Genomic DNA, 26628 nt, shown 5'->3' on the forward strand with positions numbered 1-26628 from the left:
AGGTGCAATATTTAAATTATAAATCGGAAGTTGAACTGCTTTTTTGAAATCCGTTTGGAAACATGATGGCCAAAAGCACAAAAATGAGTAGAAAATTAAATTCCATTCCGTTTCTTCCGCCGCCAACCACAAACCAGCCTTCCTGAAAATGAATCATGATAATTCCCATCATCAGGACAAATATCGTTACGATTGACGCTAATTTCACATATCGATTCGCCAATAGCAAAATAGCTGCAACCAAATGCGAAATTTTTATCATCCAAGCCAGTATCAACCCAAAAGGGGCAAAACCGACCGCATCCAGATAAAGTCTTCCGAAATCATTAACGCCGCCGTTGAACATTCCGGCCACACTGTGTACAACCAATATTACGGCAACCGCAAAACGAAGTATAAAAGTACTTTTCATTAGAGGAATAAAATTACGATGAACCGCAAATATAACTATTTCAGAATTTCCGCCATTTCCTGTTGCAGTTTCAAGGCTTCTGCTCTTGCTTTTTCAGCGAAATCAGCCCGGTCGGATGCATAAATGATACCGCGGGACGAGTTGATTAACAAACCTACATTTTCATTCATTCCGTATTTGCAAACCTCGGCCAGACTTCCGCCTTGAGCGCCCACACCGGGAACCAACAAAAAACTGTCGGGTACAATTTTACGGATTTCAGTGAAATATTCCGCTTTAGTTGCTCCTACCACATACATCAGGTTTTCGGAATTTTTCCAGGATTTAGAAGTTTCCAAAACTACTTTGTACAATTCCTTTCCGTCGACATTTTGGGTTTGAAAATCGAAAGCACCTTCGTTTGAGGTTAATGCCAACATAATGGTATGTTTGTCTTCAAAAGCCAAAAAAGGTTCTACGGAATCTTTTCCCATATAAGGCGCCACGGTAACCGAATCGAAATTCAAATCTTTGAAAAAAGCTCTGGCATACATCGAAGACGTGTTTCCGATATCGCCGCGTTTTGCATCGGCAATGGTGAAAATTTCAGGATATTTTTCGTTAATGTAATGAATGGTTTTTTCCAAAGACTTCCATCCTCTTATTCCGTAGGCTTCGTAAAAAGCAGTATTCGGTTTATAGGAAACGCACAAATCGTGGGTAGCATCAATTATCGCTTTGTTGAATTCGAAAATCGGATCTTCGGTTTGTAAAAGATGTTCGGGAATTTTGTTTAAATCGACATCCAAACCGATACATAAAAATGATTTTTTGGTTTGAATCTGTTCCTGTAGTTGTTGTGTTGTCATGTTTTTAGTTGCTGAGCGGCAAAGTTACGAAGGTTCATGGGTAAATATCAAAATTTTATAACATTAGCCTGTAATTATATAACAAATAGTATTCAAATACATCTTAATTTCATCAAAAGGAAAAATTAAGAATAGTATTTTTACCTGGATAGAACCAAAAAACACAAAATTACAGACGTACTAACCTGAAAGATTAATAACTAATTAATTATCTTTATGGTTCGTAACTTTTTATTTACAACTCAAAAATAACAAATGAAAGCATTCCTTAAATTTGATTTTAACGTAGTAACTAAAAAACTGCTGGAAGAAAAGCTGGAAGGACTTGGAGTAAAATTCAACATCGTAGGTTTTGGTGAAGTCGAATTTCTGGAAACGCTCAAACCGGAAAAGATGGACGAAATTACCTTGCTGTTGAACAGTTACGGAATAGAAGTCATCGAAAATCAGAAGAGCATTCTGGTTCAGAAAATCAAAGATCTGATTACCGAAATGGTCTTTCAGGAAAACAATCCGAATGTAAAAAGTTCAGTTTATCTGGCAGAAAAACTAAATCACAGTTACGGGTATCTCTCCAATCTTTTTTCGGAAGTAACCTATACCTCTATTGAGAATTATATCATATTGCAGAAAATCGAATTGGCCAAACAACTCATTGTGAACGACAAATTGAGTTTAACCGAAATCGCCTACAAACTGAATTATTCGAGCGTTGCCCATTTGAGTACGCAATTCAAAAACACCACCGGCATCACGCCTACCGCGTTTCAGAGAATCATTGAACGAAGAAGAAAAATTGCTAACGAGAAATAAAAACCTTGTGAAAAATGAATAAAGAATACATTCATATCATTTTAGCCGATGACGACGAAGACGATCGCTTGTTTTTTACCGATGCGTTCAGTGAGCTTAAAATCAGCACGAAAGTGAGCACTTTTAATGATGGCGTGGAGCTGATGAACTATCTGAATGATTCGGAATCTGTTTTGCCGAACATCCTTTTTCTCGACTTAAACATGCCGAAAAAGAACGGTATCGAATGTTTGCACGAAATTAAAAGCAATTCGCGTTTTGATGATATTGCCATTGCGATTTATTCCACCTCCTCTTCCGAAGAAGATATTGAAGAAACATTTGTGCTCGGAGCCAACATTTACATCAAAAAACCCAGCGATTTTGCTTCTTTGAAAAAAATATTAAGCGATGTGATTTCCATCAACTGGCAATACCACACTTCGGGTTTGAACAAAGACAACTTTCTTCTTCGTTTGTAACGATTAAATAAACGCCTTATGAAATTTGCAGGATTTTTACAGAAACCGTTAGCACTCAAAATACTCTTTGTTATTTCCATAGCGGTAATTTTCTTTATTTCCGGCATAACTTATAAACACCTTTCCAAATTATCCGATTCCTCGGAAGAAGTTACCCGCACTCACGAGGTCAGCCTGCAACTGGAACGATTGCTGTCGCAGATACGAGACGCAGAAACCGCTACCCGAGGCTATATCATTACCCGGGATTCCAGTTATCTGAAACCCTATACACTGGCTCCTATCCGAATAGATGCCGCCATTAGCATTGTAGATCATTTATCAAAGCAAAATGACAACATCCCATTGCTTCGCAAGCTAATTGACAACAAATTGCGCATTATGGGTAAATCGATCGAGCTTACCAACACCAATAAGACCGCAGAACTGCGATTGAATTTATTAAAAGGCAAACAAACCATGGACAGCATCCGGTTTTGTGTGGCCAGTATGTCGGAACTGGAAACCAAAATCTTATCCATCCGTCAGGAAAAATACAACAATACCTTTTCCAACACTCCGATACTGATTTACATTACTATTTTAATCGGACTCATTTTAAGTGTCGTTTCCTTTGTAAAAATCAGTCGGGATTTGAATGAACTAAAAAAAACCAACAACCAGTTATCCATTGCAAATGAATCAAGCAATATGGCTGAAATGGTAGGGAATTTTGGTTCCTGGCAATGGGAAATCGAAAAAGATCACTATCGTTTTTCCGACAACCAGTACCGTTTATTGGGATGCGAACCACAATCGTTTGAGGCCAATTTCGACAATCTGATGAAATACATCCATCCGGACGATTTGGAACACGTTCAGCATGTAATGTCGCGGATGATTCAGAACGAAAAACTGCCGTCTTTCAATTACCGGATTATTAAAGAAGACGGCGAAATTCGTTATTTCAGAGGCATCGGAAAACTGATTACCAACAAATCGGGCGATAAAATCCTTTTAGGAACCACCAGCGATATTACCGAAGAATACAATATCATGCAGGAAACGGAGGAACGAAACCGCGAACTGGAACGCAGCAACAAGGAATTGATGGCTTTTAATTATGTGGCCAGTCATGATTTGCAGGAACCGTTACGAAAAATACAAACCTTTATTTCCCGCCTCAACGATAACGAAGCCGCAAATTTATCCGATACCGGTAATGATTATCTCAAAAGAATTATCGTTGCTGCAGACAGAATGCGCAATCTGATTGATGACTTACTTCAGTTTTCAAGATCCAACAAAACAGAAAAGAATTTCGAAACAACCGATTTAAATCAGTTATTAGAAAATGCCAAACTAGAAGTATCGCCAACAATTGAAGAAAAAAATGCTGTTATTATTAGCGAAAAACTCCCGGAACTGAATGTCATTCCTTTCCAGATCCAACAACTGTTTACCAATCTGATAAGCAATTCTTTAAAATACAGTAAAGAAAACGTAGCACCAGAAATATACATTAAGGTTTCCGAAACGAATGCAGCCGATGAAACGCAGTTGCCGTCTTCTGCAAAAGACAAATACTACCGAATAACATTTCGCGACAACGGCATCGGATTCGAACAGGAATATGCCGAAAAAATCTTCATTCTTTTTAACCGCCTTCACAATAAAAACGAATATGCCGGAACCGGAATCGGATTGGCGATTTGCAGAAAAATTGTGGAGAATCACAAAGGCTACATTTTTGCAAAAGGCGAACCGAACATCGGGGCTACTTTTACCGTTTACCTTCCTTTAGAATAAACCAATTCTCAGCACCCTTTCAAAAAAAATGCTTTCAGAACTTATTTTAGTGCCTGAAAAAAAAGACTTTATGGAAATTCTGTAACAATTAAAAAATATGTTGTAACAGGAAACGGCGCTATCGGTTGCAACTTTGTAATGTAAATAACAATAATCAATTAAAAACTGAATAGTATGCAAAACTTACTTTATATGGTCGCGATAGTATTGGTAATATTATGGGCCTTAGGCTTTTTTGTCTATAGCGCGGGGAATTTAATTCACATCTTATTGGTGATTGCCGTTATAGCGATTCTGTTACGAATAATTAAAGGAAAAGAATTATAACCGTTAAAAACTGAAAATTATGAAAAATGCAAAATTTTATATTACAGTAGTAACGATTGCCACTGTAATGATATCGTGTAAAGATGAAAAAAAAGAACAAGCAGATAAAGCCGTAAGCAGCTATGAGACCTATGTGGATTCTATCAGTAAAGTAGCACCTAATGACGCTTTAGGAAATTGGGAGACCATTGAAACTTCAGTGAACAATAAAAAAACAGAAGCCGAAACAGCTTTAACAGATGTAAAAGACAAAACCGCTTATGAAACTAAAATTGCAGCATCGTCAGAAAAATATGAAGTATTTAAAGCAAGTCTGATAGCCGAAAAACAAAAATCGGAAACTGCCAATTACAAAACCACTATCCGAAAAGCGTTATTTGGAGTAGAAATTGGTGACGACATGAATTTTGATTGGGTTAACAAAGACAACATTCTTAAGGTTTATGACAATTTTGTCACCACTGTATCCAATAATAAAGATTCCTATTCAAGAGAAGACTGGGATGAAATTAAATTATTGTATGAAGCCCTTGATGCCCACAAAAATACCGTAGAAAAAAATGGTTTAACTCCGGAGGATAACCGAAAAATTGCCGGTTTAAAAATCAAATTTGCACCTATGCTTAAAATCAACAGAATGAGTGCCAAATCAGAAGAAAATGCTAAAGCCAAAGAATAATGCGTACCATTTGGTATAAAAAAACGAGATAGTTGACTATCTCGTTTTTTTTATGTTTAGAAAACTTCGTTCTCTTTAAGTTTTTCCATATTGTTTACCAACTGAAGCTCGTCAACAAATTTTTGGATTTTTCCGTTCATCACGCCATCCATATCAAAAACATCTAAACCAATTCGGTGATCGGTTACACGACCTTGCGAATAATTATAAGTTCTGATCTTTGCCGAACGGTCACCCGAACTAACTTGCGAAGAACGTTTGGTTGCATCTTCTGCTTGTTTTTTTGCCAATTCCTGTTCGTACAAACGGGAACGCAATACTTCTAATGCTTTGTCTTTATTTTTATGCTGCGATTTCTGATCCTGACATTGCGCTACCAATCCGGTTGGAATGTGTGTTAAACGCACGGCTGATTTTGTCGTATTTACCGACTGACCTCCAGGACCTGACGAACAGAAGAAATCCACACGAACGTCGTTCATATCGATTTGTACATCAAATTCTTCGGCTTCCGGAAGTACCATTACCGTCGCAGCGGAAGTATGCACACGCCCTTGTGTTTCAGTTTGCGGTACACGTTGCACACGGTGAACACCTGCTTCAAATTTTAACGTTCCGTAAACGTCTTCACCGGTTACTTCAAAAATAATCTCTTTGAATCCGCCTGATGTTCCTTCGTTCATATCTACCACCGAAGTTCTCCAGCCTCTGGCTTCACAATATTTAGTGTACATACGGAACAAATCGCCTGCAAAAATAGACGCTTCGTCACCTCCGGTACCCGCACGGATTTCCACCATTACGTTTTTCGCGTCTTCCGGGTCTTTCGGGATCAGCATGTATTTGATTTCCTCTTCCAGTTGTGGCAAACGTTCTTTGGCTTCATCCAACTGCATTTTGGCCATTTCCACCATTTCGGCATCCGAACCATCGGCAATGATTTCCTGCGCTTCCTTGATATTTCCGTCAAGATTGATGTATTCCTCGCGTTTTTCAACCAAGGCTTTCAAATCTTTATATTCTTTATTTAACTGAACATAACGTTTTTGATCGGCGATAACATCCGGCTGAATAATCAAATCCGAAATTTCGTCGAAACGCTGCTTCACATATTGCAATCTGTCTAACATATTCTTTACGCTGTTTTCGGGTGCAAATTTACAAAAAAAATAGGTTCAAAAAACAGTGAATAAACAGCATATATTTTTTTGTAAAATATTATGCAATTTACATACCTTTAACCCGTCTAATATCTTTAATGAAAATGAAAAAAATTACTGTTACTTTAGCGGCAATTGCGCTTGTTGCTTGTAACCAAAAAAAGGAGAGTTCACTGCAAATTGGTGAACCGGAAGAGATTGTAACCAAAGACTATGAAAAGCTTGAAAAAGCAAATTGGCTTTTGGGGAAATGGGGAAATACTTCTGCGGAAGGTAATTTAACCGAAACCTGGAAACAGGAAAACGACAGTACGTTTGTTGGAGACAGTTTTGTTACCGTTGAAATTGACACTGTTTTTCATGAAAATGTTGTTTTAGAACAGAAAAATGACAGTTTGTTTTACAAAGTGACCGTAAAAGGACAAAACAACAATGAACCTGTAGCATTTTATCTGACTACTGCCAATGACGATCAGCTTGTTTTTGAAAATCCGAAACATGATTTTCCCAACAAGATTACCTACAGCAAAATTTCAAACGATAGTTTAGTTGCCGAAATTTCCGGAATGAAAGACGGAAAAATGAGCAAAGAACTTTTTGCGATAAAGAAAAAATCGTAATAAAAAACCTCGTCACTGACGAGGTTTTTTTTGTTATCTGCGGGATTTAAAATAATCCTCAAAATAAGAGCAATCACTGGTTAACTTTCCGTAATCCTTCGGATATGCAGTATTCAAATCGGAGTAGTATTTGTTTTTACCGAAAATGTACTTTCCGTAATCTTCAATCTCTTTATCGTAACGGTACGGATACAAATATTCCAGCCTGTTTCGCTCGCAGCGTCCGATCATTCGTAAACATAGCGCTCTGAATTTATCGGTTTTGGCATTTTCTTTTGCTTTCAGATAATATTTCTTAGCCAAATCGCACTGAAAATATTCCGCTTCATCTTCCAATGGCGAATGGTTGCCATAGCTGGTCCAGGTATAGCGGCGCATCATCCAGGAATTTCCGTATTGTGTCATGTTATAATAACAGTTCCCAATTAAAAAATAATAGTAGTCGCGATCCTTTTCCTTCGTATTTTCCGCTTTGGCGATATATTGTATCAACTGATTCGTTATCGCGGTTTTAGTCAGTCGTATTGTATCTTTTATCGGAATAAAATCCGGCGTATATTTCAGTTCGTAAAAAGGGTTCGCATCAAAAATATTGCTTCCGTCCCAATTGTATTTATTTCTTTCCCAAGCCGAATATTTCTCATTCCAAAACACATTATCCACTTTTTTGAAATTCGTCAATGCTTTTTGCAAATTGTTCTGACGGATGTATTTCGTACCCAATAAATCATACAGATCCGGAACCTGCTGTTTTAGCAAAGCGTATTTCCAAATCGAAAACTCGTCTTTAGCTTTAGAATTTTTAAAAATGTTATTGAGTAAATCTTCCATCTGTTTTGGAGTATACATGATGTTGATATAATCGAAATAATCATAATAGAAATCAGAATAGGTTTCTCCTTTATTTTTTATGGTTCTCCAATAAGCAACATTATAATTATCGTGATCTTCCGTTAATTCGTTATCATTCATCTTCGAATACAAAAGTGCGGCATCAGAGGTATTTCCTTTATACTCCAACTCCCGTCCCAAAGCAAAAAGAAACTTCTTGAACTCTTTATTTTTCAGAATAACCGCTTTTACCTCATTTGAAATAACAGCTTTTCCATATTCCTGATTTGCAATCAGATTCAAGGCTTTTATGATTTCTAACTGTTTCTGAAGTTCTCCGGATTTTTCAGTAGATTTTTCCAATTCACGGATAAGTGACAAACTGGATGTATAGTCTTTCGTAATAAACAACAAATGCGCTTTGCATACTTTCCAGAATTGTGGATCCTTCACTTTGCTCAAATCAACCTGATTCACAAAACGCAGAACCTCAGCAGCATAAACCCGGTCCGTTTCCACCCTTTTAAAAATATTTTGTATCGAAATTTCCTCATCGTCCCAAAAATTATTGGTTTCCACAGAAGGGCTAAACAGGGAGTAATACGGGGTAAAAACCCAGTCTTCCATTTTATTAACCTCTCTTAACAACAGAAAATTCAAACCTTCAAAGTTCGGATTGTACTGATATACTTTTTGCAGGTATTCAAGCGACTTATCGTGTTTTTTTATTCCGGCCAACAAATACACATTGGCTCTTTCTTCATTGGTTTTAGCATGTCTCAAAACCGATTGAACAGGCACTTTTGTATCGAAAAACTGTGCAATCATGAAACGTTTATCGGGTGCATTCACAAAAACCTGTGCCGCGTAAAAATTAGCCAAAGACGCATCGCCTTCGGCTATGGTTCTGAAATACAGACTCCAATAATCAAGGATATTGTTTTTTGTTTTCAGTTTAAATACCGTATCATAAAGACTTCTGATTTTGGTAAAATCCTGATTATAAAATGCCAGTCGGATGGCCAAAAAAGTATATCGCAGCCTGATTTCTTCTTTTTGGGATTGTTTCGAAAGTAAAATCGCTTCGTTTAAAAGCTTCGTTCTTTTGGGCAGGGCCATGACTTCATTTCGCTCCCAGGGATCATCCATCCAGGAATTGAAAAACTCACAGTTCTTGGCAAATTTCAGATAGTGCAACGCTTCAAAATCCTTAGTCTGATAGAGATATTGAATCCACTTGTTTGCACTTTTTTTGTTGATATCATCGGCACTAAATTCATCCAGAACCTTACGAATATCGTAAACCGATACTTTATTTCCGGAATACTTCAGCCAGAGTCTTTCATTAGGCTGCCATTCAAAATCCCTGTAAACATCTTTAGGCTCAAAAGAATTCGAGGAATAATCAAACTCGGAATACGAATAATACCCAAATGCTTCGGGATTGAAAAACGAAAAGCGCAATTCCTCCCCGTACGGATAAAATCCGCAGGCAAACAGATGCTTACTTGCAAAAATCAGAATAAAAGCCAGAAAGTTCTTCATTGGAATAATTGCTTAATTGTTTTTCGTCTAAGTGAAATAAGGTAATCGTAGTGTTTTTATCCAGCTTTATCTGGCGCTTTATAATTGAAATAGCTTTTTGGATATTACCCGCTGTAAGCTCTTCCAGCTTTATTTTATCGCCAATCCGCAGATACGTATCTTCAATAACAGTGTCTTTCGTAACTTCATACCACAATGGTTTTACCGGTTTCAGGATTTTCTTTGTCGCTTTCACATCGGTATAAATAACTTTCGAAAACTGATTGTTCTGATAGACCTGTATCCAGGAATACGTTGGCAGCGCAACATCCAAATGCAGCGGATAAGCATTATCGGTATCGAGATATTGTTTCATTTCCTCTAAATCGAGAATTGAGTTCTTAGTATGATTTTCCAGAGGATTCATCAGATTATAACACATTAAGGTTACTTTATCCACAGGAGGCACGCCCATTTTGTCCGGGTATTTATACGGATACAAACGAAGTGTACAGCTAATTTCCTTCTTCGAAAGAACTTTCAGTTGCTTCAGAAAATAGAAATAATTGTCTTTTGATTTTAAAGTCCAATCGCAATCCATCTGAAATTCTTTTACCGGTAATTGCCTGTCGAATTTCTCATTGACGTATTTATTGATTAAGAAATTCACGTTATTGGCCAAAGTATCCAAACTCCCTTTACTGGCATTTATAAAAACCGAATTTCTTAAATATACCGTGGGAACAATGGTAAGACTGTCTGCTCTGTACATATTTAAATTCGTTTTTGAAATCGGGTAATTTCCCATTGCATCACTGTGCTCGACTTCAAAAAATTTGACATACAGCTTATTAACCTTTAATTTCTTTAGTAACGAATCTTCTTTTTCGGAAAAATTCCACTCATCGCTTTTCCAATAATAGAACGATTTTTCGACATTTTCCACTTTATGGGAACACGAGAAAAGGGTTGTCAAAATAACCCCAAAAAGAAACCAGGTTTTCATTGCTGTTGCAGTTTTTATCTTAACGTAAATTCGTATTAAAAGTATATCATTTCGCTAAATTATTTTACAAAAAAACCCGTTTATTTCTAAACAGGTTTTTCAATTCTTTATAAAGGTGAATTTTTAATTCTTCATCGGAATATTCTCCAGAATCTCCATTACAAATTTCCAGTATTTCTGAGCCGAAGCAATCGACGCTCTTTCATCCGGGCTGTGTGCGCCTTTGATGGTCGGACCGAAAGAAATCATGTCCATATCCGGATAATTTGTTCCTAAAATTCCGCATTCCAAACCGGCGTGACAAGCTACCACGTGTGGCTTTGAACCGTTTTGTTTTTCGTAAATCGATGTTAAAACATCCAATATTTCCGATTTTACGTTTGGTGTCCAACCTGGATATGAACCTGCAAAGGTTACTTCACATCCGAACAATTCAAAAGCAGAACGCAAAGCATTCGCCAAATCAAATTTGGAAGATTCTACCGAAGAACGCGTTAAGTTTTGGATTGAAATCTCACCGTCTTTCACGATGATTCTTGCAATATTATTGGAAGTTTCCACCAGATTTTCCATATCGGCACTCATTCGGTACACACCGTTATGCGCAGCGTAAACCGCACGCAACAAGCCTTCCTGAACACCTAAATCCATTACTTTTGAAGGTAAATCGGATTTTACGATTTCGATCGTTAATTTAGGTTCTGTTGTTTTGAATTCGGCTTTGATATCTTTGATGATTTCCTGCATGTCGAACACGAAAGCTTCATCGTAAATTCCAGCAATAATCACTTTGGCAACACTTTCACGCGGAATGGCGTTACGCAAACTTCCACCGTTGATTTCGACAATCTGCAAACCGAAGTTTTCAAATCCGTCGAATAATAAACGGTTCATGATTTTGTTGGCGTTTCCTAAACCTTTGTCGATGTCCATTCCGGAGTGACCACCATTCAACCCTTTTACAGTAATAGTATAACCTACCGAATCTGCAGGAACTTCTTCTTCATTATATTGACGGGTTGCCGTAACATCTACCCCACCGGCACATCCGATATCGATTTCGTCGTCTTCTTCGGTATCTAAATTTAAAAGAATTTCACCGTTAAGTAAACCACCTTTTAAGCCCATCGCTCCAGTCATTCCCGTTTCTTCATCAATAGTGAATAACGCTTCGATTGCCGGATGTTTGATATCTGTGCTTTCTAAAATCGCCATGATGGTGGCAACTCCTAAACCGTTATCAGCACCTAAAGTGGTTCCTTTAGCGCGAACCCAGTCGCCATCCACATACATTTCAATGCCTTGCGTATCGAAATCGAAATTGGTATCATTATTTTTTTGGTGCACCATATCCAAATGCGATTGCATCACAATGGTTTTACGGTTTTCCATTCCTGCCGAAGCCGGTTTTTTGATGATTACGTTTCCAACCTCATCTTTAATGGTTTCAAGACCTAATTTCTTTCCGAAATCCATCATGAATGCGATTACACGCTCTTCCTTTTTAGACGGACGCGGGACGGCATTCAGGTCGGCAAATTTATTCCAAAGCTGTTTAGGCTCAAGGTTTCTTACTTCCTGGCTCATATTTTTTATTTAATGTTGTTGTTTTTTAGAAGTCCCAAAGTTACGAAGTTTTAGCGCTTTGAAGACAAGAATGTAAGGTAATTTTCAGCGGAAATTATTCGTGGTTAAATAGCTTCTGATGCGCTACATATTCCTCGAAAAGTTGCGGTATTTTTTTCTCGGACACTTCGCCAAACCATGCGTTATCCGGTTGAAAACCAACTACCGGTGCGCATTTGCAATTGTCGGTACATTCGATTTTCACCATTATGACTTCTTCTTTCATTTCGGTTTGTTTCAGGAGACCGCGAAACACTTTCCGGTTGTGTTTGTTGGGCTTTCCGCATTTGCTTCCGTTACAAAAGAGAATGACTTTTTTCGGAATATCTAACTTTTTCATGCTACCGTATTTATTTCATCCCTGTTTATTACAAATTTACGATAAGTCTTTCATAACCACATTCAATTAACATTTTTTATATTTAGCAAAATTTTCTCCATGAACCGTAAACTGATTTTACCGCTTTTTCTCGTTATCCAGCTTATCGGATTAAAAATACTTTCTTTTTTTCCGGAAGCCGTAGAGCGGTATTACAGCAATGGTTTCTATCCGCCTTTAGCAAAAATTTCGAGAATTACGTTGGGAAAAATTCCGTTTTCTGTGGGCGATGTTATTTATTTTATTGCCATTTTCTTTTTACTGCGATGGTTTTGGAAACAACGAAAAACATGGAAAACAGATTGGAAATCAAATCTTTTATCGCTTTTGGGATTTGTATCGGTGTTTTATTTTTTCTTTAACTTGCTTTGGGCCATCAATTATTTGCGGATTCCGATGTATGAAAAACTGAAAATCGAACGCGAATACACTCAGAAAGAGTTAATTGATTTCACTAAAATGATGATTGTAAAAACCAATGCGATTCATTCCCAATTGGTTAAAAATGATTCTGTAAAAGTGGTGATTCCATTTAACAGAAAGCAAATCTTCGACAAAACGCAAAACGGCTATGACAATCTGGCAAAAGCTTTTCCGTATCTGAAATATGAACATCATTCGGTAAAACCTTCACTAATCAGCACACCGTTGACGTATATGGGATTTGGCGGGTATCTGAATCCGTTTACCAATGAAGCGCAGGTGAATAATTTGATTCCGCTACACAATTTTGCTACGACAACCGGACACGAAATGGCGCATCAGATTGGAATCGGTTCTGAAAGTGAAGCCAACTTTATCGGATACATGGCCACGATTTACAATGACGATTTGTATTTTAAATACTGTGGTTATTCGTATGCTTTGCGGTATTGCCTATCGAATATGGAGAATTTTGAAGAAGGCTCTGCCAAAAAACTACTTCCGTTGATTCACCCCGGAATTTTGAAAAACTTTGACGAAACCGAACAATTCTGGGACAGTCATCAAACGTTTATCGATGTGATTTTCCATACGTTTTACGATAATTTCCTGAAAGTGAACCAGCAGAAAGACGGTTTGGAAGGCTACAGCAAATTTGTCGGATTGATGGTGAATTATTATAAAGGAAAAGACTTGTAAGAAACAAGAACCAAGAGTCAAGATAGTTTAATCATTATGTTTGCTTCTTGCTTCTTGCTTCTATTTTCTATTTTCTATTTTCTATATCTCATCTGTGGTGAAACTCTGAATGTTTTTCTTTTTGTACGGACGGATAATCAAACGGCCTTCACGATCGAATTTGATGTAGTTGTACACCCAGTTCATTAAAACTACCGCTTTGTTTTTGAATCCGATGAGTGAAAACAAATGTACAAACATCCAGACGAACCAGGCGAAAACCCCGTGAAAATGCCATTTCGGTAAATCCACCACCGCTTTGTTTCTTCCGATGGTGGCCATGGAACCTTTATCGTTGTATTCGAACGGTTTCATTTCCTTATTCTTAAGTTTTCGAATTAGGTTTTCGGCCAGTAAATTTCCTTGCTGAATGGCCGGTTGTGCCATCATGGGGTGACCTTGCGGATTTTTTTCGGAAGCCATTAAGGCGATATCACCGATGGCAAAAATATTATCGTATCCCAACACCTGATTGAATTCGTTGACTTTGATTCGGTCGGCGCGTTCTATAACTGCTTCCTTTTTTAAACCGTTGATTACAGCTCCTTTTACTCCGGCTGCCCAAATTACGGTTGCGGTATCGAAAGCTAAATCAGAACTCGTAGTTACCGTTCTTCCGTCGTAATTGGTAACGCGAACGTTTTTCCAGATGCTTACGCCCAATCCGTGAAGAAAATCTTCCGCTTTTTGCGACGATTGTACCGACATCGCATCCAGCAAGCGATCACTTCCCTGAACCAAATGAATACCCATTTTACGGATATCCAAATCGGGGTAATCTTTGGGCAGGATGGCTTTTTTCATTTCCGCCAAAGCGCCGGCCAATTCTACTCCGGTGGGTCCGCCGCCTACGATTACGAAGTTCATTAAAGCGTTTCGTTCGTTGATATCGTTAGTCAGTAATGCCTGTTCAAAATTTTCCAGAATCAGACTGCGGATGTTGAGCGATTGCGGTATGGTTTTCATCGCCATACTGAAACTCTCGATTTCTTTGTTTCCGAAATAATTGGTTTTGGAACCCGTGGCAATTACCAGATAATCGTAATATAAATCTCCGATATCCGCCAGTACCTTTTTATTTTCCGTATCGATTTCCTTTACATTGGCCAACCGGAAATAAAAATCCTGATATTCCTGTACCACTTTTCGAATCGGGTACGCAATGGAGCCGGCTTCCAAACCACCAGTCGCCACCTGATACAACAAAGGCTGAAACGTGTGGTAATTGTGCTTGTCGAGAAGCACCACCTGAGCGTTCTTGTTTTTTAGTTTTTTGGCTAATGAAATTCCGGCAAAACCACCACCAATGATGACAATGCGCGGGAAACTGGAGCGGGGAATATTCATATTTCTGAGTAGCTGAGTTACTGAGTAGCTAAGTTACGAAGAAGTGGTGAGAAAAGTTATAAAAAGGGAGAAGAGAATAGAGAGAAGAGTAAAGAGCAAAGAGAAACAAATATGGAATAATCCGCGTTGCCTGCATCGGTGTTATCTGCGTCCCAAAAATCCCAAAATTTTAAAAGAAGCCTAAAGCCTTCCCTTAGCCCCGATGGGAGCGGTACCTCGTAAAGCGGACAGCGGGAACATGGCTTAAAAAATGCCCGAAAGTATTGCTCCCGAAAATAAAAAAAATGCAATTTTGTAACAATCCGTGATGAACTAACACTAATGCTTTATGAATTCGAGTTTAGAACAAACTTTTGTTTCGCAGTTACAGGAACATCAGAATATTATCCACAAGATTTGTAGGCTATATACTTCTGATGAGGATGCGCATAAGGATTTGTTTCAGGAAATTACCATTCAGCTCTGGAAAGCGTTTCCGCAGTTTCGCGGGGAAGCGAAGTTTACCACTTGGGCGTATCGTGTGGCATTGAACACCGCAATTACACTTTATCGAAAGAAAACCAAATCGATAAACACTATCGAGTTTGACAGTAAAATTCACAAGTTCAGCCACGACGAATACAATTATGAAGAGGAAGAACAGATAAAATTGCTGTACAAAGCGGTACACCAGCTGAACGACATCGAGAAAGCCTTGGTTTTCATGTATCTGGAAGACAAAGATTATACGGAAATCGCCGAAACGCTGGGAATCAGTGAAGTCAACGCAAGGGTAAAAATGAACCGAATCAAAGGAAAGTTAAAACGAATAGTAAATCCGTAAGGAAAGGGAAAATATGGACGAGTTAGATTTATTAAAAAAAGACTGGAAGAAAAACGACACGCAATATCCGAAGATTTCGGAGCAGGAAATTTATGCGATGCTGCATCAGAAATCGTCTTCTATTGTGAAGTGGATTTTTGTGATCAGTGTGTTGGAAATACTGCTTTGGAGTGCTATCAGTTATTTTACGGCAGATGAAAATTATTTTAAAACACTGGAAAATTATCATATTGACACACTTATGAAAATATTCACCTTTGTGAATTATGGCGTTATCGCTGTTTTCATTTTTCTGTTTTACAAGAATTTCAAAAGCATCAATACCACCGACAGTGTTAAATCGCTGATGAAAAGCATACTAAAAACCCGCAAAACGGTTCAGTATTATATTTGGTACAATCTTAGTATGATTGGACTGACGTTTATCGTAATTATGATAGCTACGTTCAAATACGACAACCGTATTAATGAAATTGCCGTTAAGGCATCCGGAAGTGACAGTAACACTTTGTTTTGGATTGTGTTATTCGGATTTACCATACTCTTTTTTGCTATCATTTTTGGATTGTTCTGGTTGTTCTACCGATTAATTTACGGTTACCTGCTCAGAAGACTCCACAAGAATTACGAAGAATTAAAGAAAATCGATTTATAAAACAAAAAAGCTTCAACAGTGTTGAAGCTTTTTTTATTACTTTTTTTTATTCTTCGTCGTCATCCTCATAATCCTCAACGCCAAAAAGAAAAGGTTCGAGCATAATTTTATCGGCCATTATTTCTATTCTTTCCGTTAGGTTTTCGGAAAAGAAAATACGCTGTGTTTTTTCGACACTGTTGGACAAACGTAAAACAATGGCGTCCATTCGGAGTTTAAACAATTCATCGGCATCGTCAATAACGAACATTTTTATGGTATTCATGTTGAATCCCGCAGACGAAAACATCGCATTAAGACGATTAGGTGTTCCGATTAAAACATCCACACCTAAGGAAATCTGGTTTTTATCGTAATCGATATCGCCTTTATCGTGTGAACCGAAAAAACGCAAATCAGTATAATGTCCGAACTTTTTGAATAGTTCCAGCATTTCCAATACCGCTTCTTTGTCTTTTACAACAACCAAAGCACGGGTAGATTCGCCAACTGCTTTTTCCAGTTTTTGAATCACCGTATAGACGATAGTGGTTGTCTTTCCTTCACCTTTTGGCATGATTACCACGGCATCAGCACCGCTTTTCAGTGTCCCGAAACAGTCTTTCTGGGTTTCCGTTGGCGTTTCGATTCCGTTTTCTGACAACGCTAAAGCCAGCTTTTCGTTTATTTTTTTTAGTTTCATTTTTTTGTAATTAGGAGTTAGGGATTAGCATTGAAAAAACTAAATCCTAACTACTTTTTCCTGATATTATTTACTTGCAAACAGTTTCACATCATTCTCCGAAATTTCGTTTCCGCCTAAGATAATCAAGCGTTCCACTACGTTTCTGAGTTCACGGATGTTTCCGGTCCAATCGTATTCCTGTAATAGTTTAATAGCCGAAGCCGAGAACTTTTTAACGGCTGTCCCCTGCTCTGAAGCGATTTTTTCCGCGAAATGATTAATTAGTAACGGAATATCATCACGACGGTCGTTCAACGCCGGCACTTTAATTAAAATTACCGCCAAACGATGGTACAAATCCTCACGGAAACGTCCTTCAGCGATTTCTTTTTTCAAATCTTTATTGGTAGCGGCTACTACACGAACATTGACTTTAATATCTTTATCTGCACCCACACGTTGAATTAAATTTTCCTGCAAAGCACGCAACACTTTGGCTTGCGCTGGAAGACTCATATCGCCGATTTCATCCAGAAATATGGTTCCTTTATCCGCAGCTTCAAATTTACCGGCTCGGTCTTTTACGGCAGATGTAAAGGCGCCCTTCACGTGACCGAACAATTCACTTTCAATCAGCTCACTTGGAATTGCCGCACAGTTCACCTCAATCAAAGGTGCATTCGAACGCTCGCTTTTTTCATGTAACTGATGGGCTACCAATTCTTTTCCGGTTCCGTTAGGTCCGGTAATTAAAACACGGGCTTCGGTGGGCGCCACCTTTTCAATCATCTCTTTAATGTGATTGATGGCTTCGCTCTCGCCTATCATTTCGTAGTTTTTGGAAACTTTCTTTTTCAGAATTTTGTTTTCCACTACCAGCTGTTTACGATCTAAAGCATTGCGAACGGTATTCAGCAAACGGTTTAAATCCGGTGGTTTTGAAATGTAATCGAAAGCTCCGAGACGCATCGTATTCACAGCCGTTTCCAAATCGCCGTGACCTGAAATCATCACCATCGGGATTTCGGGTTTGATTTTTTTAACGGCTTCCAAAACTTCTTCGCCATCCATTTTAGGCATTTTGATGTCGCACAAAACCAAATCGTAATCTTCGTTCTTGATTTTTTCCAAGCCTTGCAGACCATCTTCGGCTTCATCGACTTTATAAGTATCGCTTTCTTCCGACAGGATTTTGGTTAAAACCCTGCGAATAGCCGCTTCGTCTTCTATGATTAATATTTTTGACATTCTTTTTTTGAGTTTCTGAATTTCTGAGTAACTAAGTTACTGAGATTTTTCAAATTATAATTAAGCAACGAAGTCACTTAATACTTAAGCCATTTGTACATTTCTTTCCAGGTTGGCTTTTTACCGTACATTAAAATACCCACGCGGTAAATTTTGGATGCGAACCAAACCACTCCGAAAAAAGTACCAAATAACAATACAATGGATAAGACGATTTGCCACAAAGGTACGCCAAACGGAATTCGCATTAACATTACAATAGGTGAAGTAAACGGAATCATGGAGAAAACCGTAGCCACCGTTCCGTGCGGATCGTCCATTACCGTAAAGAAACCTACGTAAACACCTAACATTAAAGGCATAATAATCGGTAACAAAAACTGTTGGGAATCGGTTTCAGAATCAACTGCGGCGCCAATGGCTGCGTAAAGCGAACTGTATAAGAAATAACCGCCAATGAAATAAATGATGAAACATGTGATTAAGGTTCCGATTGGTAAATTCCAGATTTCATGAAGATACATTTGGATTGTTCCGCCCAATTCCTGCTTCGCGGCGTTAATCATTTCCGGATCTACTGAAGAAGCCGCACCGGCCTGCACACCAAAGAAAGACGAAACACCAACTAACAGCACTACCCCAACAATCGCCCAAATGGCAAATTGCAAAATTCCGGCCAAAGAATTCCCAATGATTTTTCCCATCATTAACTGATAAGGTTTCACCGAAGAAATGATAATTTCAATAATTCGATTCGTTTTTTCTTCGATGACACTTCGCATCACGAAATTTCCGTAGATGATAATGAACATCATAATCAAATATCCGAAAGCCGAACCAATTCCGATTTTAATTTCGTTTAGCCCTTTCAGACTGTTTTCGCCCGAGAATTTCGACAAATGAATATCAGATTTCACCTGAGCAGAATCTATTTTAACCGAATCAAAACCTAATGCTTTCAGATTGTTTTGGGTAAGTTGATGGTTAATTACATCTTCCATTTCCATGATGAATTCCATACTCGGACTGTCGTCTGAAATGTATTCCACTTTAGTAGCCAACTCTTTCGGATTCGCAACCTTAGGAATGTAAATTAAGCCTTCGTAACTTTTACTGGCCGTATCTTTTGCCGCTTTAAAAGGCAGGGCTGACAAATCTGTATAGGTCGTTTCTTTCGAATTTTTAAAATCTTTTTTAAACGTTCCGGTTTCATCGTGAATGGCGATTTTCTTTACTTCACCCGCATTCATATTGGCAAGATAGCCGATTAAAAATGACATACCGACAATTAAAAGCGGACTAAGAAACGTCATTACAATGAATGATTTATTGCGCACTTTGGCAATAAATTCTCTTTTTATGATTAATGCTAGTATTCCCATTATTTTTGACTTACGGTTTGGATAAAAATATCGTTGATACTCGGAATTTTTTCCACGAAATGTGTTACTTGTCCGTTTTGCGTTAAGATATTCAGTAACTCATTCGGTGCGGAACCGTTTAGTTGTACTTCCAGTTTCAGTTCGTCGTTGAGCGATTTGAAATCCGTTTGCTGCAATTGGAATTTTTGCGTCAGATCGTACATCAGACGTTCCACATTATTGGACAAAATGCCAACTTCATACGCATTGGTTCGGTGTGATTTTTTAACGTCAATCAGTTTTCCTTCAATCAGTTTGTTGGATTTGTGAATCAGCGCAATATAATCACACATTTCTTCCACACTTTCCATACGGTGCGTTGAAAAAATTACCGAAGTTCCTTTTTTGTTCAGTTCGATGATTTCATCTTTTATCAGATTGGCATTCACCGGATCGAAACCTGAAAACGGCTCATCCAAAATCAGTAATTTCGGTTCGTGCAGTACCGTAACGATGAACTGTACTTTCTGTGCCATTCCTTTAGAAAGCTCCTGAATTTTTTTATCCCACCAAGTTTCGATTTCGAATTTTTCGAACCAGTATTTCAGTTGTTTTTTGGCATCGGCATGCGACATTCCTTTTAATTGTGCCAGATACAGACATTGTTCACCAACTTTCATGGTTTTATACAAACCACGTTCTTCCGGCATATAACCGATATGCTGCACATGATGTGGCGACAATTTTTCCCCATCGAGAAAGACTTCACCACCATCAGGCATGGTAATTTGATTGATGATTCGGATTAAAGATGTTTTTCCGGCACCGTTCGGACCAAGAAGTCCGTAAATACTGCCTTGCGGAACTTCTAATGAAACGCTGTTCAGTGCGGTATAATCGCCATATTGTTTGACAACATTTCTAACTTCAAGAATTGAACTCATGAATTGATTTATTTTGGTAAAAGTACGTATTAGATACTTAATGTGAGAATTTGTTACACAAAAAACCCACCCTAATTTACACCAGGATGGGAAAAAAATTGTCATGTTAAAAACATAACAACAAAAAAATTATGAAAACATGTCTTTTACTTTCTCAAAGAAAGACTTGTCTGTTTTTTCAGGTTTTGGGATAAAATTATCATCCGTTAGTGCTTTTTCAAAAAACTGTTTCTGTTCTTTGGAAAGGTTTTTAGGTGTCCAGACATTAACGTGTACCAGCAAATCGCCGTTTCCGTAGCTGTTGATACTTGGAATTCCTTTTCCTTTCAAGCGAAGAATTTTTCCGGACTGAATGCCTTCTTCCAGTTTAATTCGCACTTTTCCGCCGATTGCTTCGATATCTTTTGACGTTCCCAAAGCCGCTTCGGCAAAACTGATGTACAAATCGTAATGCAGGTTTTCGCCTTCGCGCTTTAAAAACTCGTGTTCCACTTCTTCAATCACTACGATTAAATCACCCGGAATACTGTTGGCACCCGGAGCGTCGTTTCCTTTTCCGGATACTTTCAGTTGCATACCGTCTACCACTCCTGCAGGAATTTTGATGGAAACTGTTTCGTCTTCCATTACCATTCCGTGTGCATCGGCCTGATTTGGTTTGCTGTCAATCATCTGCCCTGTTCCTCCACAAGAATGACACGGAGAAGACGTTTGCATTCTTCCCAAAATCGTATTGGTCACTTTCATCACCTGACCCGAACCATGACAGGTTGGACAAGTTCTGTAAGTAACCCCTTGTGCCTGAACTTTACGTTTTACTTTTACTTTTTTCTCTACACCGTTGGCAATTTCTTCCAGCGTAAGTTTTACTTTGATACGAAGATTTCCGCCTTTCATTCTGCGTTGACCTCCGCCTCCGCCGAAACCGCCTCCGAAACCGCCGCCAAAGGCACCTCCGAAGATATCCCCGAACTGACTGAAAATATCATCCATGTTCATGTGATGACCGCCGCCGCCAAATCCGCCGGCACCGTCAAAAGCAGCATGACCGTATTGATCGTAACGTGCTTTTTTGTCAGCATCGCCTAAAACTTCATAAGCTTCAGCCGCTTCTTTGAATTTATCTTCCGCCGCTTTGTCACCCGGATTTTTGTCGGGATGGAATTCAAGTGCTTTTTTACGGTAGGCTTTTTTAATCTGTTCCGCCGTAGCGCTTCTTTCAACTCCTAATACTTCGTATAAATCTCTTTTCTTCATTAGTCTGATCTATTTTGGCTTACTGCCCGATAACTACTTTAGGGAAACGAATGATTTTGTCTCCCAGTTTGTATCCTTTTTCCACAACATCTACCACTTTCCCTTTCATATCATCTCCGGCAGGAATTTGAGTGATTGCTTCGGCAAAATCAGCATTAAAAGCATCTCCAGCCTTCACTTCCACTTCTTCCAACCCTTTTGAAACCAGCGTTGATTTTAATTTTTCGTAAATCAATTCGACACCTTTCAGAAGGTTTTCATCTTCGGTTTTTGAAATCTGAATCATTGCACGGTCAAAGTCGTCCATTACCGGCAACATCGACTGTAAAACTTCCTGTCCGGCCGTTTTGAACAAATCCATACGCTCTTTTGCAGTACGTTTTTTATAATTTTCAAATTCGGCGAACAAACGCAGGAACTTGTCTTTTTCTTTTGCTAAATCTTCTTCAAGCTGCTCTTCGGCACTTAAAACAGGATTTGCAATTTCCTGATTTTCTGAAACATTTTCATTGTGTAACTGTTCATTCTCGATGTTTTCAGTACTTTCCTGGCTCATATTTTTAAATATTTTTTTGAACATTATTTTCTTGTATCGCTATTTGGATTGCAAATGTATTGCCAAAGGTGTAAAAAATGTCAATTTGTCATTTGTTTTTTTTAATTAAAAATTGGAAAGCCGGATTATCTTGGCTAACTTTAATATAATTTTAAGAAGTTTTTGTTTACGATTAAATAGATTTGTCTAACACCTAAAAATAACCTCGATGAAAAAAATTGTTTTAAGCCTATTGGTTGTTACTGCTTTATTAAGTGTTTCGTGTAAAAAAAGCAGTACAAGTGAATCGGATTCAAAAGAGCCTACGGAAGCAGCGGCTTCTGCGGAAGGCACAAAATATGTGGCCAATACAACGGAATCTGTAATTAATTGGTCGGGATCGAAGCCGGCAGGAAAACATTCGGGCACCATTAATTTAAAAGACGGGGAAATCACCGTTAAAGACAATAAGGTTGTTTCTGGGAAATTTACAATTAACATGAATACCATTACGGTTACCGATTTAAAAGCAGACGACGGAAAAGAAGATTTGGAAGCGCATTTAAAAGGAACCGGCGATAAAGAAGGACAAGATCACTTCTTTAATGTAAAGAAATACCCAACAGGCTTTTTTGCCATTACGAGCATCGAGGAAAAAGACGGAAAAACAATTGTTTTTGGAAATCTATCCCTGAAAAATGTAACCAAATCGGTTAATTTCCCTGCTAATATCACCGTTACAGATAAAGAAGTTACTATTGACAGTGACACTTTGGTATTAAACAGAACCTATTGGAATATTAATTATGCGTCGAAATCTCTTTTTGACAATTTGAAAGATAAATTTATCAATGACGAAATCGAAATTAAAGTCAGCGTTAAAGCAACAAAATAATTATTAATTCATCTTTACTTAATAACTAAAAAAGCATTCGTCGTGGCGAATGCTTTTTTTATGCTCATACCAATAAATTATCGAGTGCCTTGTCGAGGATTTTATACTTGAACTGAAAGCCGTTGTCCAATACTTTTTTAGCATTTACATTCTGACTTTCAAACAACAGAATATGCATTTCCCCTAAAAGTAATTTCATCAGGAATTGCGGAACATTGGGCAGAATAATGTCTTTATCCAATACATCGGCTATACCTTTTGTCAATTCCGAATTTGTTACCGGATGTGGCGCAACCGCATTAAACACCCCATTCCAATTGTTCTGAATCGCAAACAGAAACATCGCTACTAAATCGTGAATATGTATCCAGGACTGCATTTGTTTTCCGGTTCCGAAAGCGGCTCCCATACCTGATTGTATCGGTTTTACCATTTGAGGCAAGGCACCGCCATCCTTAGCGAGTACTAATCCGATACGAAGTTTACAAACCGTGATATCCAATCGTTTGAATTTTTCCAGAGCGTATTCCCATTTTTCGGAAACGGTTCCTAAGAAAGTCGGACTTATTTCATTTTCATCCTCAGAATAGACTTTCGTGAGACTGCTTGGGTAAATACCAATAGCAGAGGCCGAAACAATTTGTTTAACCTGATTGGGGTTGTTCTTTAAAGCATTGAACAGAAGATTGGTGGTTAGAATTCGGCTTTCGATGATTTCCTGTTTATAGGAATTGGTCCACCGTTTGGCTATCGAAGCACCCGCAAGATGGATAATGGCATCTACGCCAAGAAGGCAATTTTCATCGATGGTGCCTTTTTGGGGATTCCATAAAAAACCGTGATAATTCGGTTCGCTTTCAATTTTCTTTGCAGAAGTGGTTAAATAATGAATTGTAATTCCGTTTTGCAAAAGCAACGAAACCAGCTCTTTCCCTATCAACCCGGTTGCTCCTGTAACTAAAACTTTCATATTCAGCTTTTTATTACAAATTTAAAGAGCATAAGGCAAAAATAAATGTTAATTAAGGTAGGTTTAACTTTTATGCAGAATTACTTTACTTTAATACTCCATTCAAAATCCATTTCCGACACCTGATCGCCTTTTTCGTCGGTCCCGATGGATTTCATCCAGAACGTTTGTCCTTCGCCGGAAACTATGGCACGCTGAATGGCTTCCTCAATTAAATGACCGTCTTTGCATACAAAAGTAATGCGTCCTCTGGCTTTTTTGGTGAAGTTCCCTTTATTGTTAGCCACCAGCATGGATATTTTTTTTCCGCTTTTTTTGATCTGGTACATTACTAAAGCACCGGTTGTAAGTTCGGCCGCCATTGCCTGTACCGCAAAATACATCGAATCAAACGGATTTTGATTGAACCAACGGTGCTTTACAGTAACCACACATTCTAATGGTGAAATCTGTTTTACCCGCACCCCGCTCCAAAAAGCAGACGGCAATTTAAAAAATAAAAAAGTATTCAGTTTTGACGGTGTAAACTCCATAACGCTATATTTTAGGCTAATGTACAAAAAAATACTATGCATTCATACAAAATTACATACGTTAAAAAAATGTTAATTTACAGTACTTTGTATTGCAAGGTATCTTCTTTTAGCCTTATCTTTGTATAAGAAATTAATAGTCTATCAATAGTATTATAAAAAATAAACATCATGAAAAAGTCAATCATTTATTCAGGTATCGCTTTATTAACTTTTACAAATGTTATTACAGCATTGGCACAACAATCCTTTCTTAAAGATGAAGGTTTAACACAAACGGTAGCAGCGAACAAACTTGTTAGCAGCAACAAACATAATAGCAATCCGTTTGAAAAAAGAAACGGAAACGATAACGAAACACCGGCAACCAGTAATGAAGAAACCATTTTGGTTCCAGTGTATGAAAAAACCATAGAAGAAATTATTGCTGAGAACAATCGGATTATTGAGAGCAATCTTTCAACTGAAGAATATCGTGAAGAGACAACTACTGAAGACTTCCCTATCATCATTACCGCAGAAGAAAGTCCGGTTAACTATGAAAAAGTAATGGAAGAAAGAATACTGCAGGACAATCAAATCATTGAAAGTCAGCTTTCAAATGCCGTTACACCTATTGATCCGAGAAAATCAAATTAATTATAAATTTCATTAAAAGAAGATAAATTGCTATTGTTAAAAAAATGTTAATTATTAGTACTTTGTATTGCAAGGTATCTTCTTTTAGCCTTATCTTTGTATAAGAAATTAATAGCCTAACTATAGTATTATTAAAATCAGAGTTTCAATCATCATCAAAAAATCATCATCCGATTAAAATCGGGACAAAAACAAAAACCATGACAACAGTAACCGAAAAAAACACAGGAACCGTATTGCATCTAAGTGCTTTAACGCAGTATTTCATTCCGCTGGGAAACTATTTCTTTCCTATTTTAATTTGGGCATTCCGCAAAGACAAATCGCAATTTGTGGATTACACCGGAAAACAAGCGTTGAATTTTCAATTGAGCATGTTATTGTATTCCTTATTGTTGGCCGTGATTGCCATACCGACGTTGCTTTATTCAATATTCAGTAATGTAACATTTCATCAGTTTGAGCAAGGCGATTTTCAATTGGAGCAATTAACCGCCGGAAACATCACCGGAATTGCAACGGTAGCTTTAACAGCAGTATTTCTGTTCATCGCTTTAAAGATAGCCGAGTTCTTTCTCATCATCTACGCTGCCGTTAAAACCAGTAACGGAGAACAATATCGATTCCCGATGAGTATCTCCTTTTTAAAATAAAATCATCATCATCACCGAGGTGTTGAAGCACAACGGAAAAAATCATCATCAATCATCACCCGAGGCGCAGCCGAACTGTTTGGAGCGTAGCGGAAAAAATCAAAAAATGAACAGTTTAACCACAAAAAAGAGAATCTATGAACATTGAGAACACCAAAGCTCAGATGCGTAAAGGGGTTTTAGAGTTCTGTATCTTATCTGTATTAAAAGAAAAAGATGCCTATACTTCCGAAATCTTAGACACACTGAAAAACGCCAAACTATTAGTAGTTGAAGGAACCGTGTATCCGCTGCTGACACGATTAAAAAACGACGGATTACTCAACTATCGTTGGGAGGAATCCACTTCGGGACCGCCGAGAAAATATTACGGTTTAACCGATGAAGGACACGAATTTTTAAAAGAATTAAATGGCACCTGGAACGAATTAGCCGGAGCCGTAAACACAATAACCAGCCAAAACTAAGA

Annotated in this window: 29 protein-coding genes; 13 read left to right on the plus strand and 16 right to left on the minus strand. The window is 38.0% G+C overall.

Annotated features, from left to right (window positions below; translation table 11 throughout):
* Nucleotides 1–16: 16 nt before the first annotated feature.
* Complete coding sequence (locus tag FCR2A7T_RS03630) at nucleotides 17–412, minus strand: DoxX family protein (RefSeq protein WP_023569925.1); 396 nt, start codon at nucleotides 410–412, stop codon at nucleotides 17–19.
* A gap of 35 nt (nucleotides 413–447) precedes the next feature.
* Nucleotides 448–1260, minus strand: a complete 813-nt coding sequence (gene pyrF, locus FCR2A7T_RS03635; protein WP_023569926.1) for an orotidine-5'-phosphate decarboxylase — start codon at nucleotides 1258–1260, stop codon at nucleotides 448–450.
* Between the two features lie 255 nt (nucleotides 1261–1515).
* On the opposite strand from pyrF, the gene FCR2A7T_RS03640 reads away from it, so the two are divergent.
* The 5 genes from FCR2A7T_RS03640 to FCR2A7T_RS03655 all read left to right on the plus strand — a co-directional run bounded on the left by FCR2A7T_RS03640 (nucleotide 1516) and on the right by FCR2A7T_RS03655 (nucleotide 5328).
* Nucleotides 1516–2073: a helix-turn-helix domain-containing protein gene (locus tag FCR2A7T_RS03640; protein WP_023569927.1), complete on the plus strand. Its 558-nt coding sequence runs from the start codon at nucleotides 1516–1518 to the stop codon at nucleotides 2071–2073.
* 14 nt (nucleotides 2074–2087) lie between these two features.
* Nucleotides 2088–2534 (plus strand): response regulator, encoded by a 447-nt coding sequence (locus FCR2A7T_RS03645; protein WP_023569928.1) that lies wholly within the window; start codon nucleotides 2088–2090, stop codon nucleotides 2532–2534.
* An 18-nt stretch (nucleotides 2535–2552) separates the two neighbouring features.
* On the plus strand, nucleotides 2553–4322 hold the full coding sequence (locus FCR2A7T_RS03650) for a CHASE3 domain-containing protein (RefSeq protein ID WP_023569929.1): 1770 nt from the start codon (nucleotides 2553–2555) through the stop codon (nucleotides 4320–4322).
* A gap of 174 nt (nucleotides 4323–4496) precedes the next feature.
* Nucleotides 4497–4649: a lmo0937 family membrane protein gene (locus FCR2A7T_RS15075; protein WP_023569930.1), complete on the plus strand. Its 153-nt coding sequence runs from the start codon at nucleotides 4497–4499 to the stop codon at nucleotides 4647–4649.
* A gap of 19 nt (nucleotides 4650–4668) precedes the next feature.
* Complete coding sequence (locus tag FCR2A7T_RS03655; RefSeq protein WP_023569931.1) at nucleotides 4669–5328, plus strand: hypothetical protein; 660 nt, start codon at nucleotides 4669–4671, stop codon at nucleotides 5326–5328.
* Nucleotides 5329–5384: 56 nt separating this feature from the next.
* Here FCR2A7T_RS03655 and prfA read toward each other — a convergent pair whose 3' ends face one another.
* The gene (gene prfA, locus FCR2A7T_RS03660) at nucleotides 5385–6458 is read right to left on the minus strand and encodes a peptide chain release factor 1 (protein WP_023569932.1); all 1074 of its coding nucleotides are present in this window, start codon (nucleotides 6456–6458) and stop codon (nucleotides 5385–5387) included.
* Between the two features lie 134 nt (nucleotides 6459–6592).
* Between prfA and FCR2A7T_RS03665 the strand changes: the two genes are divergently transcribed.
* Nucleotides 6593–7108: a DUF6265 family protein gene (locus tag FCR2A7T_RS03665; protein ID WP_035117244.1), complete on the plus strand. Its 516-nt coding sequence runs from the start codon at nucleotides 6593–6595 to the stop codon at nucleotides 7106–7108.
* Between the two features lie 33 nt (nucleotides 7109–7141).
* On the opposite strand, the gene FCR2A7T_RS03670 is transcribed toward FCR2A7T_RS03665, so the two are convergent.
* The 4 genes from FCR2A7T_RS03670 to FCR2A7T_RS03685 form a co-directional block, all read right to left on the minus strand.
* A complete protein-coding gene (locus FCR2A7T_RS03670) occupies nucleotides 7142–9484 on the minus strand; it encodes a hypothetical protein (RefSeq protein WP_023569934.1) in 2343 nt (780 codons plus the stop codon).
* Nucleotides 9444–10469 (minus strand): hypothetical protein, encoded by a 1026-nt coding sequence (locus tag FCR2A7T_RS14665; protein ID WP_051369496.1) that lies wholly within the window; start codon nucleotides 10467–10469, stop codon nucleotides 9444–9446. Before FCR2A7T_RS14665 ends, FCR2A7T_RS03670 begins: the two co-directional genes overlap by 41 nt.
* A gap of 123 nt (nucleotides 10470–10592) precedes the next feature.
* Nucleotides 10593–12056, minus strand: a complete 1464-nt coding sequence (locus tag FCR2A7T_RS03680; protein ID WP_023569935.1) for an aminoacyl-histidine dipeptidase — start codon at nucleotides 12054–12056, stop codon at nucleotides 10593–10595.
* 94 nt (nucleotides 12057–12150) lie between these two features.
* Nucleotides 12151–12435, minus strand: a complete 285-nt coding sequence (locus tag FCR2A7T_RS03685; protein WP_023569936.1) for a (2Fe-2S) ferredoxin domain-containing protein — start codon at nucleotides 12433–12435, stop codon at nucleotides 12151–12153.
* A gap of 99 nt (nucleotides 12436–12534) precedes the next feature.
* Between FCR2A7T_RS03685 and FCR2A7T_RS03690 the strand changes: the two genes are divergently transcribed.
* The gene (locus FCR2A7T_RS03690) at nucleotides 12535–13596 is read left to right on the plus strand and encodes a DUF3810 domain-containing protein (protein WP_023569937.1); all 1062 of its coding nucleotides are present in this window, start codon (nucleotides 12535–12537) and stop codon (nucleotides 13594–13596) included.
* 81 nt (nucleotides 13597–13677) lie between these two features.
* Here FCR2A7T_RS03690 and FCR2A7T_RS03695 read toward each other — a convergent pair whose 3' ends face one another.
* Nucleotides 13678–14982 carry an NAD(P)/FAD-dependent oxidoreductase gene (locus tag FCR2A7T_RS03695; RefSeq protein ID WP_023569938.1) on the minus strand — a complete coding sequence of 435 codons (1305 nt, stop codon included), beginning with the start codon at nucleotides 14980–14982 and terminating at the stop codon, nucleotides 13678–13680.
* Between the two features lie 328 nt (nucleotides 14983–15310).
* Between FCR2A7T_RS03695 and FCR2A7T_RS03700 the strand changes: the two genes are divergently transcribed.
* Nucleotides 15311–15805: an RNA polymerase sigma factor gene (locus FCR2A7T_RS03700; RefSeq protein ID WP_023569939.1), complete on the plus strand. Its 495-nt coding sequence runs from the start codon at nucleotides 15311–15313 to the stop codon at nucleotides 15803–15805.
* 13 nt (nucleotides 15806–15818) lie between these two features.
* Nucleotides 15819–16460 carry a hypothetical protein gene (locus tag FCR2A7T_RS03705; protein WP_023569940.1) on the plus strand — a complete coding sequence of 214 codons (642 nt, stop codon included), beginning with the start codon at nucleotides 15819–15821 and terminating at the stop codon, nucleotides 16458–16460.
* 46 nt (nucleotides 16461–16506) lie between these two features.
* On the opposite strand, the gene FCR2A7T_RS03710 is transcribed toward FCR2A7T_RS03705, so the two are convergent.
* The 6 genes from FCR2A7T_RS03710 to FCR2A7T_RS03735 all read right to left on the minus strand — a co-directional run bounded on the left by FCR2A7T_RS03710 (nucleotide 16507) and on the right by FCR2A7T_RS03735 (nucleotide 22490).
* Nucleotides 16507–17142: a DEAD/DEAH box helicase gene (locus FCR2A7T_RS03710; RefSeq protein WP_023569941.1), complete on the minus strand. Its 636-nt coding sequence runs from the start codon at nucleotides 17140–17142 to the stop codon at nucleotides 16507–16509.
* 66 nt (nucleotides 17143–17208) lie between these two features.
* Nucleotides 17209–18372, minus strand: coding sequence for a sigma-54-dependent transcriptional regulator (locus FCR2A7T_RS03715; RefSeq protein WP_023569942.1), 1164 nt, complete (start codon nucleotides 18370–18372; stop codon nucleotides 17209–17211).
* Between the two features lie 77 nt (nucleotides 18373–18449).
* The gene (locus tag FCR2A7T_RS03720; RefSeq protein WP_035117233.1) at nucleotides 18450–19754 is read right to left on the minus strand and encodes an ABC transporter permease; all 1305 of its coding nucleotides are present in this window, start codon (nucleotides 19752–19754) and stop codon (nucleotides 18450–18452) included.
* The gene (locus FCR2A7T_RS03725) at nucleotides 19754–20677 is read right to left on the minus strand and encodes an ABC transporter ATP-binding protein (RefSeq protein WP_023569944.1); all 924 of its coding nucleotides are present in this window, start codon (nucleotides 20675–20677) and stop codon (nucleotides 19754–19756) included. Before FCR2A7T_RS03725 ends, FCR2A7T_RS03720 begins: the two co-directional genes overlap by 1 nt.
* Before the next feature lie 129 nt (nucleotides 20678–20806).
* A complete protein-coding gene (gene dnaJ / locus FCR2A7T_RS03730) occupies nucleotides 20807–21934 on the minus strand; it encodes a molecular chaperone DnaJ (protein ID WP_023569945.1) in 1128 nt (375 codons plus the stop codon).
* Between the two features lie 19 nt (nucleotides 21935–21953).
* A complete protein-coding gene (locus tag FCR2A7T_RS03735; RefSeq protein WP_394330442.1) occupies nucleotides 21954–22490 on the minus strand; it encodes a nucleotide exchange factor GrpE in 537 nt (178 codons plus the stop codon).
* A gap of 208 nt (nucleotides 22491–22698) precedes the next feature.
* Here FCR2A7T_RS03735 and FCR2A7T_RS03740 point away from each other — a divergent pair, with 208 nt between their 5' ends.
* Entirely contained in the window at nucleotides 22699–23364 is a 666-nt protein-coding gene (locus FCR2A7T_RS03740; protein ID WP_023569947.1) for a YceI family protein, read from the plus strand.
* A gap of 64 nt (nucleotides 23365–23428) precedes the next feature.
* Here the strand turns inward: FCR2A7T_RS03740 and FCR2A7T_RS03745 are convergent, their stop codons facing one another.
* Together FCR2A7T_RS03745 and FCR2A7T_RS03750 are read right to left on the minus strand one after the other, a co-directional pair.
* Nucleotides 23429–24334 (minus strand): TIGR01777 family oxidoreductase, encoded by a 906-nt coding sequence (locus tag FCR2A7T_RS03745; RefSeq protein ID WP_023569948.1) that lies wholly within the window; start codon nucleotides 24332–24334, stop codon nucleotides 23429–23431.
* Between the two features lie 80 nt (nucleotides 24335–24414).
* Nucleotides 24415–24867, minus strand: coding sequence for a DUF4442 domain-containing protein (locus FCR2A7T_RS03750; RefSeq protein ID WP_023569949.1), 453 nt, complete (start codon nucleotides 24865–24867; stop codon nucleotides 24415–24417).
* Between the two features lie 171 nt (nucleotides 24868–25038).
* Here FCR2A7T_RS03750 and FCR2A7T_RS03755 point away from each other — a divergent pair, with 171 nt between their 5' ends.
* The 3 genes from FCR2A7T_RS03755 (at nucleotide 25039) to FCR2A7T_RS03765 (ending at nucleotide 26626) form a co-directional block, all read left to right on the plus strand.
* Nucleotides 25039–25506, plus strand: a complete 468-nt coding sequence (locus tag FCR2A7T_RS03755; protein ID WP_023569950.1) for a hypothetical protein — start codon at nucleotides 25039–25041, stop codon at nucleotides 25504–25506.
* 200 nt (nucleotides 25507–25706) lie between these two features.
* Nucleotides 25707–26159: a DUF4870 domain-containing protein gene (locus tag FCR2A7T_RS03760; protein WP_023569951.1), complete on the plus strand. Its 453-nt coding sequence runs from the start codon at nucleotides 25707–25709 to the stop codon at nucleotides 26157–26159.
* Between the two features lie 137 nt (nucleotides 26160–26296).
* On the plus strand, nucleotides 26297–26626 hold the full coding sequence (locus tag FCR2A7T_RS03765) for a PadR family transcriptional regulator (RefSeq protein ID WP_023569952.1): 330 nt from the start codon (nucleotides 26297–26299) through the stop codon (nucleotides 26624–26626).
* Nucleotides 26627–26628 lie beyond the last annotated feature (2 nt).

The organism is Flavobacterium cauense R2A-7 (assembly GCF_000498475.1).
GTDB classification, from domain to species: domain Bacteria; phylum Bacteroidota; class Bacteroidia; order Flavobacteriales; family Flavobacteriaceae; genus Flavobacterium; species Flavobacterium cauense.